A 10,432-nucleotide genomic window follows, 5' to 3' on the forward strand; every position below is an offset into this window, starting at 1 on the left:
CCAGTGTTCTGGAAGGCATGAACAACAAGATCAAGGTCATCAAACGAATGGCTTACGGTTACCGGGATAACAACTACTTCTTCTTGAAAATCAAAGCAGCGTTTCCCGGTAAAATGCGATGAACCATTTTTAAGGCCAACACGCGCAATACCCGGCTGCTGAAAAATTACTTGGAAGAACAGTTGAGTATCGAGCCGCCGCCACCGGCCTTTCCCTGGACGTTACTGATCGGCTTGTCCGTCCTGTTTGCGGTTCTGGTCGGTGCTTTTTCACTTATTTTAAAGTGATCTGCTGAGCTGGCGGCGCTGCCGCTTTGCGCGATTTCAGCGTGATTCAGTTATAAGCCGAGGCGGGTTATAGAGGCGCCTTATAAGCTCCTATTGCCGAGCCACCCTTCAGCCGGAGGGCAGACATTACTGTGCTAATGTCAGGTCCGCAGGCTAGCCGCATCCGCGCGCAGTATCTTTTGCGCCCGCCGGATTGCTAGCTCCCCTATCTTGTGAGGAGTTAAACCGTGAACTACCAAGAAGTCGTATTCGGGCGTCGCAGCATTCGCGCTTTTCAACAGAAACCGGTGCCGCGCAGCGTTTTGGAAGAGGTGATAGCCATGGCGACGCGCGCGCCATCTTCCATGAATACCCAACCTTGGCATCTGCATGTGCTGACCGGCGAGCCGCTGGACCGTATTCGCGCTGACAACACCGAGCGCATGCTCAACGGCACGCCACCGTCCAAGGAAAGTCGCGGTATTGGCTCATACGAGGGCGAGCATCGTCAGCGTCAGGTTGATATTGCCGTGCAACTGTTTCAGGCCATGGGCATCGCCCGTGATGACAAGGAAAAGCGACAGGATTGGATTCTGCGTGGTTTCAGGCAGTTTGATGCGCCCATCTCTATAGTGATCACTTACGATAAGGTCTTGCAGGAGGGCGATATTGCTCAGTTTGACTGTGGCGCTCTGGTTAATGGCCTGGTGAATGCGGCCTGGTCGCGTGGCCTGGGTTGTGTAGTCAATAGCCAAGGCATCATGCACTCGCCGGTTGTGCGTGAGCATGCGGGCATTCCTGAGGATCAGGTGATCATGATTTGTGTTGCAATGGGCTATCCGGACGAAGACTTTCCCGCTAACGCGGTGGTGTCGAAGCGCCGTCCGGTCAGTGAGGTTGCCAATTTTGTCGGATTTACCGAAAAAGCTTGATAGCCCGCTTGGCCGCTAAGCAGAATACCTCGATCTGCTAGCGTTGCTGCTCGGCGCTAACAGCTTCATGGCTTTTATCGGCACAGCCCATGTGGCTGCTGCGCCGTTAAGCGTTCTGTTGTTTGGTTGTTATGGAGTGGCTAAGTGCATGCAAAGGAATGAGCTGGTGGTCTGGCTGGATGATCATCGCGCGCGCTGTGACATGCAAGTTGAGGCAATCCCCTGGCAAGCGTCGCAGGAATGGGCTCTGCAGCAAGGTCACCTGTGCCATCGGTCCGGCGGCTTTTTCAGCATTGTGGGCGTTTCGCTTGAGGGGGGCTCATCGCGCCATCCCCCGCAGCCGCTTATTTACCAACCTGAGATAGGTATTCTGGGGTTTTTGCTGCAACGTCAGGCCGGGCGCAAGCATGTTTTGGTTCAGGCCAAGCCTGAGCCAGGCAATGTTGGGCTGGTGCAAGCCTCTCCTTCAGTGCAGGCAACGCAGAGCAACTACACCAGAAAGCATCAGGGCAAAGAAACACCGTTCCTCGACTATTTTATCGGCATGCCTGATGTTGAGGTGCATGCCAGCACGCTGCAGTCGGAGCAGGGCACCCGTTTTCTCGGGAAATATAACCGTAACCTGCTGATTGAGTTGCCGCCCTCTCAGGTTGTTGATGAGGTGGAGGGTTATCGCTGGGCTCCCCTGGAGGAGCTATGCGCATTGCTGGCGATGGACTTTCAGATCAATACCGACGCGCGCTCGGTGCTGGTTTGCTCCCCTTGGCGATTGCTGGCCGCTACAGGCGAACCGTTCCAACGCTGGCGGGATAAAGGCGGCCTGGGCGAGCAATTGCTGTGCTCTTATTCTGCGCCCGAACGCGCGTTTGCCAGCTCAGACGAGCATATCGCGGGCAGACTCGAACGCATGCGCGAGACCTTTGCCTTTACCACGCAGATGACCAGTCTCGGTTTTGCGCCGGAGTGGATGGCAGGTCGCGCTGCTGTTTTACCTGGCGCTTATGGCAGCTTTGAGGTGCGTCACTACCAGGTCAGCAGCAGTGCGAGGGAAGTGGATTTCTGGGATCAGCCGTTGATTGCTTCCACGGAAGAGGGACTGGCGGTTCTGCTGGCCAAGGAGATCAATGGCGTGCTGCACTTTCTCTTCAAGTGCCGGGCGGAGATTGGATTTACCGAATGCTTTCAGTACGGTCCGTCTATCCAGAGTTCGGGCGGCGTGCCCGCCATTATCGCCGGGCTTGATCAGGAAGATGAAGCGCTTATGGCGGCGCTACAGCAGGCCGAGCCGCTGCTTTCCAGTCTTCACTCCGATGAGGGCGGACGCTTTTATGAGTCTGTGTCCTGCTATCGCGTGATGCTGCTCGATAGCGTACAGGAAACGCCGGTAACCGATGCGCTGAGCTGGATGACGTTGGCGCAGATAGAGCGCTTTTCGCAACAGCAGGGGTTCTTTTCCAATGAAGCGAGAAGCCTGGTCTCCATGCTGCTTGCCTATCTCTGAGTGCATTATGCAAACACCTCGCGTGACCTTTATTATCGCCACATACCGACGTGTTGATGCACTGCACTCTACGCTTCGCTCGTTGCAGTTGCAGACCTGCCAGCAGTGGGAGGCCATCGTCGTTGGCGATTGTTGCGGGCCAGAGACTGGCGCGATGCTTCACACACTTGCCGACGATCGCATCCGCTACTACAACTTTCCCGAGCGCTTTGGCGAGCAATCCGGCCCCAATAGTTTTGGTCTGCAGCTGGCCACAGGTGATTATGTCTGTTTTCTCAATCACGATGACCTGCTACTGGCCGATCACCTGGACTATGCGCTTGGCCAGATTGCCGCTGCGGGAGCCGATTTCTATATCGGGCAGGCCGCTAACGGATACCAACTTGCTGCCGACGCTTCAGGTGCCATCATGCCGGTATTTACCTCGGTGTTGCCCTTGCAGCCTGATTTGGTAGACCTGATCAAGGAGGATGACTATGCCTTTGATCCCAGTAGTTTCTGGTTGGTGCGCAGGGCCTATGCCAGAAAGGTTGGGTCCTGGCAGCATTCCAGCCGTCTTTGGCGCACGCCGCTCAGACATTGGATCATGCGGGCGTGGCGGCTTGGCGGTGTTTTCAGCTTTGGCGACAGGGTAACCGGCCTACGCTTTTGGACGCAGAATGTGCGGGCCAGTACGGCGCTTTATGACGTCGAAACCACTGAGCACCAGTACATGATCAAGATGATGGAAACGCGCTCAGTGCGCGATGTTCACGCGTTTATTGCTCAGCAGCTGCAAGAGGCAGCGAGCAAACAGGGACCGACCAGGCGCAAAAAGCCGATAGGTACCAGACGAGCGCTGCAAAAAGCGCTTTTCCTGTATTTGGGTATAGATCATCTGGTCGTCAGATCCTGGTTCTCTCGCAGGGATAAGGGTGGGCTGCACAAAACTCTGCTGCAAAAGCGCACTGGCGAGTCGATTTCACAGCCAATGGATATCGATAGCCTACTTAAGAACCCCGAGGCCCTTCGGGTCTTGTAAGATACACGTCATCGTTGGCTGCTTTTTACTAGAGTGACGTCGCTGTGCGACTCATCATCCATGCCCGGTGGTAGCCTATCCAGACAACGCGTATTTGCCAGGCGCTATTGGCGCCTAACCCCCACAAGACGGTCTAGCCTCATCTATGAAGATTGACGCGATAAACTTGCCTGACGCTGATGTCACTTGCGCAACCTGCAGAGCGAATTGCTGTCGCCTGGAGGTGATGCTGATTACGGATACGGGTGTGCCAGACAAGTACGTCGCGGTGGACGAGTGGGGCGGCATGACCATGGCGCGATTGGATGACGGCTGGTGTGCGGCGCTGGACCGAGAAACCATGCTCTGTGGTATCTACGAAAAGCGCCCCTGGATTTGTCGGGAGTTCGAGATGGGCGGTTATGAATGCCTCGAAGAGCGAGCCTCGCTGCCATCCCCCGATGCTTGAGATTTGTCACTGATACCTTCCGTCTTGATGGCAATGTCTTCGTTGCCAGCGACCTGGGGTCATCTTTGCTTGCCAGCCTTTAGGGCGCAAACGCTTAGGCAGACCGACTACGGGTCGTCAGTTTGCAGGCAAGCCCGTTGCGTTGCGATCTGCCTTTCGGTAAAAGCAACAATATCCGTACTCTCAATAAGGTTCCCAAGATCGTGAAATACCTGGCTTTGCTTTCTTTCTTGTTATTGATGCTCGCAGGCTGCAGCACCGCTCAGCCCCGCGCTGCTGGAGATTGGGCCGGGTATAAAGAATCTGGGCAGGCGTCTTTTTATGCCGACAAACACCAGAACCAAAGGACCGCGAGCGGTGCGTTGTACCGGCATGATCTGAGCACGGCCGCCCACAAGAAGCTGCCTTTTGGTTCTGTGGTTAAAGTCACCAATACCAGTAACGGAAAAAGTGTATTGGTGACCATAAACGATCGCGGACCTTTTGTACGCGGGCGTGTTATTGATCTCTCAAAATCCGCTTTCAGCCGTATTGGAAATACCGCCTCCGGATTGTTGAATGTTGAAATTGAAGTGATTCGCTAAACTCAGGCAGTCGCGTGATCAGCCGCTCTAGCGGCTATCGGGTACTCGCCTTCTTCGCCCACGCAGCCATGACAAGGATGTCATCATGCGCCCGCTTTTATCCCTGTTGATTGTTTTTCTTACCTGCCTCCCGCATGCAGTCTCAGCTGAGCCCAAGGGGCATGAGCCGATGCTGGCGACTGTCTACTCGGGCAACGCCGATGTCACGTCATTCTGGGTTAGCGAGAAGCTGGATGGGGTGCGTGCACACTGGGATGGGCAGGCGCTGTGGAGCAGGGGTGGTTACCGTATTGCGTCGCCAGGCTGGTTTACCGCAGGCTGGCCTGCCATGGCAATGGACGGCGAGTTGTGGCTTGGTCGAGGCCGTTTTGCTGAGGTCAGCGGTATTGTGCGCACAGGCGAGCCGGACGATGCGCACTGGCGTCGGGTCAAGTTCATGGTCTTCGATCTGCCCACGCATGGCGGGACCTTTACGCAGCGGGTGATGGCGATGGAAGCCTTACCGGCCGTTGGGGGCAACTGGTTGCAAGCGGTACCTCAGTTTAGAGTGGCCAGTGCCGACGAGCTGGACGCACGTCTGTCCATGCTGGTTGCGGCAGGTGCCGAGGGCCTGATGCTGCATCATCAGGATGCGCGCTATCACGCTGGCCGCAGCGCAGCTCTGCTGAAGTACAAGCCCTATGAGGATGCCGAGGCATGGGTCGTGGGGTATACCGCAGGCCAGGGTAAATATGCGGGTATGGTAGGGGCGTTGGAGGTTGAGGACGAGGCAGGACGTCGCTTTCGGTTAGGTAGTGGCCTGAGCGATGCCGAGCGAGCCGACCCACCGCCGCTGGGTAGCTGGGTGACCTATCGCTTTAACGGACTGACGCGCAACGGCTTGCCGCGCTTTGCTCGTTTTTTGCGCGTACGCGAAGACAGGCTGGGCGTCACCATTAAGTCCGCCGACCAGAATACAGGTGGTTGACTGGTAAGGCTTGAGCATTGCGGTGATGCTGCGCATGATGGCCTACGCTTGCTCTGATTTTTCCTGCCCTATCGGGAGTTGTACACTTTGCTGGAACTGAAAACCCTGGGCCTCTTTCTGCTGACGGCGTTGGCAGAAATTCTGGGCTGCTATCTGCCCTATCTTTGGCTGCGCGAAGGGAAGAGCATCTGGCTCTTGCTGCCTGCCGCGTTGAGTCTGGCCATGTTCGCCTGGTTGCTGTCGCTGCATCCCCAGGCCGCGGGACGGGTATACGCGGCGTATGGCGGCGTCTACATCTTCGCGGCTATTTTGTGGTTGTGGGCAGTAGACGGAGTCCGCCCGACTGCCTGGGATATGCTGGGCTCCGCTGTTGCCCTGACGGGCATGGCGATCATTATGTTTGCGCCCCGAACGGCTTAATACATCCAGTCGGGAGCGCATGGCGTGCAAGCTTTTTACCCGTTAGCACCACGCCGGCATGGTGGATGTCCGGCAGCGATTGCGGCGCTCTCAGCTTAGCCGAGTACGACCGCATGACCTTCCTTCGGATCAATACGCCCGGCTACCAGATCCTCAACCAGTTTTTTCGCTTGCTGCAGGCCGACGTGTTCATTGACCAGCATCCAGGGTTGTTGCGGATTTTTTACCCGCTGAATGAACGCCAGTTGGGCCTCGTTGAACTTGCGTGTTACCTCGGCGGCACCCCAGTCGGCGTTGCGTTTCTTGATTTGGTAGGGCGCGAAGTAGGGCTGCGGTGCCGGGCCGTGAGCTGGCGCGTCGGCGGCACTGAGATGTTCATGGTTTTGCGATGAGCCGGCAAAGCAGCTATGCACCAGGTTATCGTTGAAGTGAGCGTGAATGCGGTTGCGCAGCTCGTTATTGCCCGAAAAGTCGACATAAAGCGTCGGCACACTGGCGTCCAGTTGCTCAACCTCATCGTAGGCCATAGCGCGCTGGTAGCAGCCCAGGTTGTCGACAAAGTCAGTGTTGCCGCTGGACGTGAGGCCAATCAACTCAACCTTGGGGTTATTTTCCAGGCAGAAGGCGGTGCCGTAAGCGGTTTTGCTGGACGCGCTGGATATCACGATGCGGCGCGCGCCAAAGAAGTCGTTGTCTTGCAGAAAGTCGGCCAGCATGAAGGAGGTAATGAACAGCGGGCGCAGCAGCATCTGATAGTTCTCATCTTCTGCACGGTAGGCCGCGTCCGTGCTGACGCGCTGATACTGATTGTAGGCTGAGGTCAGCTCCAGGCGGTGTTCGGCCCCGTCGTAAAAGCCGCGCTCTGAGACCCGCACTGGCTTCATCACTACATGACTGGCTACTGGCCAAAAACCATAGAAACGCTCGCCTTTGTGCAGGCCCTCGACTGAGGTTTCCACAATCTCGGCAAAGCCCCAGGCCGGCATGTGGAACCAGGCCTGGTCATTGGTTGGATAGAAGCCCCAGTAACGCAAATGTGGGGTTTCACCAAAAGCCGCGTAGGTAATATTGTTGGTGGTCAGGGCCAGATTACAGATGCGCAGCAAGGCTTCTCCTGCTTGTAGCTCAGGTATGGCTTCGCTGTGGATACGGGCCTGCTCCAGGTTCGCTTTGTTGTTCTGTAATTGGCTGAGGGTCTTCATATTTTGGCTCCTTGGATAGGTGAAACGTGGTGACAATGACTGTAGCCTGTACGCCCGCTTAACGGGTTCGGATATCCATGAGTAACAAGTCAACGCCGCTATACCCCCGTCCCAAGCCGCTCAAGCGACCTACACAGTCGCGCGCCAAGGCCACGGTGCAGGCCATTTTTGATACCTATGTTCGGATTTGGCAGCGTGATGGCTGGGAGCGACTCACCACTCGGGCCATCGCTCTGGAGGCAGGCGTTGCGGTTGGTACCCTGTATGACTACTTTCCCAGCAAGCAGGCACTGCACTCAGGCTATGTACGCCACTGCATCGAGTCGCTATTGCAGGTGATCGAGCTGCGGGCGGTGCAGCCGCAAGACTTAACCTGGGAGCAGCGCGTGTCATGCCTTGTGCGTCTGCTGTGTGGGGCGGAAGGGGCCAGCTCCTGGTTTCATCCGGACATGCTGGAATTGGAGCCTATGGTTGCGGAGCAGAAACACCAGCGTCGCGCCTATGATGAACTTCTGAGTGCCTGGCGCCGGGTTTTGCAAGCCGCAACTGATCTACCCGCGCAGCCATCAGATAGTACGCTGGAGGCATTGCATCTGGCGGTTTGGGGTGGTCGCCGCTACGCCATGCTGGTGCAACTGGATGCTGTCGCCATGCTAGCGTGGGCTGCGCAGATGGAGTCCTTCTGTCACGCCGCTATCAGCTCGGCTGCTGTTCACCGCAGCTAACGGTTCAGGCGTGACGGCTGGTGCGCACCTTGAGATAGTCGCGTTGAATGGCCGTTTCCAGCGCATTGGCTGCACTGACCAGTTCATCGAAGGTTTCCCGTTTGGCTTTGAGTTCGCCGATTTGCTCAAGCGTTGGTTGGTCACCGGTATTTTGCTCAGCCAGTTCGACCAGCGCTTTCAGATAATCCCTGCGCGCCTCGGCAACCAGGGTGATGATCGGCTGCAGGTTGGTAAGGTTCAGTTCAGGCAAAGCGGAGTTGATAACGCTGAAGTTGGTCTCGCGCCGCAGTTTTTCAAATTCCAGCAACAGGCGGTTGCTATCAATGGTCATGCTTGCTTCCTTCCAGATTTGAATGGCTTGTACCCTATACTTACTCTAGTTGAATGCCGTCAGCCAAGATGTGATTTGGGTTGGCAAATGCAGCTATTTTTAGGGGCCGTTGTATGTACAAATTATGTTTTTTTGTTCCGGTTGCTGATGCGGAACAGGTCAAGCAGGCCGTGTTTGCTGCTGGAGCTGGCCGTATTGGTGATTACGATTACTGCAGCTGGCAGGTGTTGGGGCAGGGGCAGTTCAGGCCGCTAAGCGGCAGTAATCCACATATTGGTGAGCATGGCAAGTTGGAGCAGGTGGCAGAGTTGCGTGTCGAGATGGTCTGCGCAGATGAGTGTATTCTTGAGGCTGTTGCAGCACTGCGGGCCGCTCATCCTTATGAGGAGCCGGCCTTTGATTTTTTTCGCACTAACACGCTCTGAGTGTCAGGCCGTTGGCCATAACGTTAGGCTGAGAACCTGCTTGCTTCAGCCTGGCGGCTGGCTAACGTGCATGACTGCTGACGGTAAAGATGACAATCAAAGTAACATGCGCGAATGAGCATATTACTTTAATTGGTTTGCAAATTGGCTAACGGCATTAACAACTTGTTGGGCGCCCCTTTTGATTTCGGTCATGACCCGGCCGGACTCGTTTGATAATTCCAGCCCTTGTTGTGCCTTATCCTGCCCTTGCCTTATCACTGTTACGGTTGATCGAGTGAGCTGCTGGTTCTTTTGTACAACCTCTACGATTTCCACTGTTGCTTGACTGGTGCGTGAGGCAAGTTGTCTGACCTCGTCTGCAACCACGGCAAAGCCTCTACCTTGTTCGCCTGCTCTCGCTGCCTCAATCGCAGCGTTGAGTGCCAGCAAGTTGGTTTGGTCGGCAATACTGCTAATGCTTTGCACAATAGTCGCGATGAGTTGTGATTGTTTATCCAGTGCGGACATTTCTTTACCCGCTTGCTCCATTTGTTCTGAGAGCTCGCGGATGACCTGAACGGTCCGATCAATGACCTGCGCGCCCTGGTCGGCAATAGCGTCGGTTTCAATTGAGGTGCTGTAGGCAATGCCAGCAGCATCAGAAACGGCCATTTCCCGTTCTATTTCGTTAGTGATAACGGTGGCAAATTTAACCACCTTGTAGAGCTCGTTTTCGTTATTGAATATCGGGTTGTAAGAGGCCTCTAGCCAAACCGTATTGCCGTGTCGGTCAAAGCGTTTGAAGCGACCTGAAACGTGCTCGCCGCGCCCCAGCCTGGCCCAGAAAGCGGCGTATTCTGAGGTGTTAACCTCAGCGGGATCGCAAAAGACGCTATGGTGCTTACCCTTGATCTCATCTTTTTTATAACCCATGGCAGCCAGAAATCGGTCGTTTGCCCCTAGCACATGGCCATTGGTATCAAACTCGATCAATGCCATGGACCGGTTAAGTGCGAGGATCAAGTCCTGGTGCTCTCGAGAGGTCTCAATGGTGCGGGTTAAAACGGTACTGTGTAAGGTGAACTCTTCAAGTTTATTATTGATATCCACGATCGGCTGCAGTATGGATCGAAGCCATGCCTGGCTGCCGTCTGCGTGCTCAAACTGGATAGCACCCACCCAATGTTTTTTTTGTTCAATCGCCTTTTTGAGCGCGTGATAGTGCTTGGTGTCGCGAGCCTTGCCAGGTACAAAATCCAGTAACTTCTTATTTACGATTTTTTCTTCGGAGTAGCCTAACTCTTTCGCTGAGTTGGCATTTTGCCAGGTAATATTGCCTGACTCGTTAAGTGTTACCACCAGCATGTCGGTGTCCAGGCTGTCTTTCACCTGTTGGAATCTGAGTATTTTTTTTGCAGGGTGCTAATTTTTTGCTTTAAGTGTTTATTAAAAAACATAGTGCACCTGTATTGATATGTGCTGGCGTTTGCGTGCTTGATTTGCGGGGGGTGTCATAAATTTTGTGTTTGGGCATAACATGTTGCAGCAGAGGACGCATGTATGCCGACCAAGAAGAAGCCGGGGCGTGAAGCCCCGCGAGACCTACCCGCAATTCCCAACGAACTGAT

General features: G+C 55.2%; 14 protein-coding genes and 1 pseudogene. 10 read left to right on the forward strand and 5 right to left on the reverse strand.

The window, feature by feature from the left end; genetic code table 11:
• The 8 genes from H4J77_RS18460 to H4J77_RS18495 all read left to right on the forward strand — a co-directional run.
• On the forward strand, nt 1-122 hold a 122-nt coding region (locus H4J77_RS18460), incomplete at its 5' end, for a transposase (protein WP_182248609.1).
• Between the two features lie 392 nt (nt 123-514).
• Nucleotides 515-1,198 (forward strand): nitroreductase, encoded by a 684-nt coding sequence (locus tag H4J77_RS18465; RefSeq protein WP_182249897.1) that lies wholly within the window; start codon nt 515-517, stop codon nt 1,196-1,198.
• Between the two features lie 148 nt (nt 1,199-1,346).
• Nucleotides 1,347-2,699, forward strand: coding sequence for an NDP-hexose 2,3-dehydratase family protein (locus tag H4J77_RS18470; protein WP_182249899.1), 1,353 nt, complete (start codon nt 1,347-1,349; stop codon nt 2,697-2,699).
• Between the two features lie 7 nt (nt 2,700-2,706).
• Entirely contained in the window at nt 2,707-3,720 is a 1,014-nt protein-coding gene (locus tag H4J77_RS18475) for a glycosyltransferase family 2 protein (protein WP_182249901.1), read from the forward strand.
• Between the two features lie 145 nt (nt 3,721-3,865).
• On the forward strand, nt 3,866-4,168 hold the full coding sequence (locus H4J77_RS18480) for a YkgJ family cysteine cluster protein (RefSeq protein ID WP_123888535.1): 303 nt from the start codon (nt 3,866-3,868) through the stop codon (nt 4,166-4,168).
• A 203-nt stretch (nt 4,169-4,371) separates the two neighbouring features.
• Nucleotides 4,372-4,752, forward strand: coding sequence for a septal ring lytic transglycosylase RlpA family protein (locus tag H4J77_RS18485; protein ID WP_235869635.1), 381 nt, complete (start codon nt 4,372-4,374; stop codon nt 4,750-4,752).
• 85 nt (nt 4,753-4,837) lie between these two features.
• Complete coding sequence (locus H4J77_RS18490) at nt 4,838-5,719, forward strand: DNA ligase (RefSeq protein ID WP_182249903.1); 882 nt, start codon at nt 4,838-4,840, stop codon at nt 5,717-5,719.
• Nucleotides 5,720-5,806: 87 nt separating this feature from the next.
• Nucleotides 5,807-6,139 (forward strand): YnfA family protein, encoded by a 333-nt coding sequence (locus H4J77_RS18495; RefSeq protein ID WP_123888537.1) that lies wholly within the window; start codon nt 5,807-5,809, stop codon nt 6,137-6,139.
• Between the two features lie 95 nt (nt 6,140-6,234).
• Here H4J77_RS18495 and H4J77_RS18500 read toward each other — a convergent pair whose 3' ends face one another.
• Nucleotides 6,235-7,341 (reverse strand): DUF2855 family protein, encoded by a 1,107-nt coding sequence (locus H4J77_RS18500; RefSeq protein WP_182249905.1) that lies wholly within the window; start codon nt 7,339-7,341, stop codon nt 6,235-6,237.
• A 77-nt stretch (nt 7,342-7,418) separates the two neighbouring features.
• On the opposite strand from H4J77_RS18500, the gene H4J77_RS18505 reads away from it, so the two are divergent.
• Nucleotides 7,419-8,066, forward strand: coding sequence for a TetR/AcrR family transcriptional regulator (locus tag H4J77_RS18505; protein ID WP_123888539.1), 648 nt, complete (start codon nt 7,419-7,421; stop codon nt 8,064-8,066).
• A 4-nt stretch (nt 8,067-8,070) separates the two neighbouring features.
• Here the strand turns inward: H4J77_RS18505 and H4J77_RS18510 are convergent, their stop codons facing one another.
• Entirely contained in the window at nt 8,071-8,397 is a 327-nt protein-coding gene (locus H4J77_RS18510; protein WP_123888540.1) for a hypothetical protein, read from the reverse strand.
• A gap of 113 nt (nt 8,398-8,510) precedes the next feature.
• Here H4J77_RS18510 and H4J77_RS18515 point away from each other — a divergent pair, with 113 nt between their 5' ends.
• Nucleotides 8,511-8,822 (forward strand): YqfO family protein, encoded by a 312-nt coding sequence (locus H4J77_RS18515; protein ID WP_182249907.1) that lies wholly within the window; start codon nt 8,511-8,513, stop codon nt 8,820-8,822.
• Between the two features lie 123 nt (nt 8,823-8,945).
• On the opposite strand, the gene H4J77_RS20430 is transcribed toward H4J77_RS18515, so the two are convergent.
• The 3 genes and pseudogenes from H4J77_RS20430 to H4J77_RS19815 form a co-directional block, all read right to left on the reverse strand.
• Complete coding sequence (locus tag H4J77_RS20430; protein WP_404940795.1) at nt 8,946-9,476, reverse strand: methyl-accepting chemotaxis protein; 531 nt, start codon at nt 9,474-9,476, stop codon at nt 8,946-8,948.
• A 60-nt stretch (nt 9,477-9,536) separates the two neighbouring features.
• A pseudogene (locus tag H4J77_RS20435) lies at nt 9,537-10,169 on the reverse strand (PAS domain-containing protein); the annotation flags it as partial.
• Nucleotides 10,170-10,239: 70 nt separating this feature from the next.
• Nucleotides 10,240-10,432, reverse strand: a 193-nt coding sequence (locus H4J77_RS19815) for a hypothetical protein (protein WP_220469432.1), incomplete at its 5' end; no start/stop codon positions are given.

The organism is Pseudomonas sp. 5Ae-yellow (assembly GCF_014077575.1).
Lineage (GTDB): Bacteria > Pseudomonadota > Gammaproteobacteria > Pseudomonadales > Pseudomonadaceae > Halopseudomonas > Halopseudomonas neustonica.

What these genes read in the sequence shown, in the direction of transcription:
- H4J77_RS18470 (WP_182249899.1), top strand. Translation starts at nt 1,347, where the DNA reads ATGCAAAGGAATGAGCTGGTGGTCTGGCTGGATGATCATCGCGCGCGC.
- H4J77_RS18475 (WP_182249901.1), top strand. Translation starts at nt 2,707, where the DNA reads ATGCAAACACCTCGCGTGACCTTTATTATCGCCACATACCGACGTGTT.
- H4J77_RS18480 (WP_123888535.1), top strand. Translation starts at nt 3,866, where the DNA reads ATGAAGATTGACGCGATAAACTTGCCTGACGCTGATGTCACTTGCGCA.
- H4J77_RS18490 (WP_182249903.1), top strand. Translation starts at nt 4,838, where the DNA reads ATGCGCCCGCTTTTATCCCTGTTGATTGTTTTTCTTACCTGCCTCCCG.
- H4J77_RS18500 (WP_182249905.1), bottom strand. Translation starts at nt 7,341, where the DNA reads ATGAAGACCCTCAGCCAATTACAGAACAACAAAGCGAACCTGGAGCAG.
- H4J77_RS18505 (WP_123888539.1), top strand. Translation starts at nt 7,419, where the DNA reads ATGAGTAACAAGTCAACGCCGCTATACCCCCGTCCCAAGCCGCTCAAG.
- H4J77_RS18510 (WP_123888540.1), bottom strand. Translation starts at nt 8,397, where the DNA reads ATGACCATTGATAGCAACCGCCTGTTGCTGGAATTTGAAAAACTGCGG.
- H4J77_RS18515 (WP_182249907.1), top strand. Translation starts at nt 8,511, where the DNA reads ATGTACAAATTATGTTTTTTTGTTCCGGTTGCTGATGCGGAACAGGTC.
- H4J77_RS20430 (WP_404940795.1), bottom strand. Translation starts at nt 9,476, where the DNA reads ATGGCCGTTTCTGATGCTGCTGGCATTGCCTACAGCACCTCAATTGAA.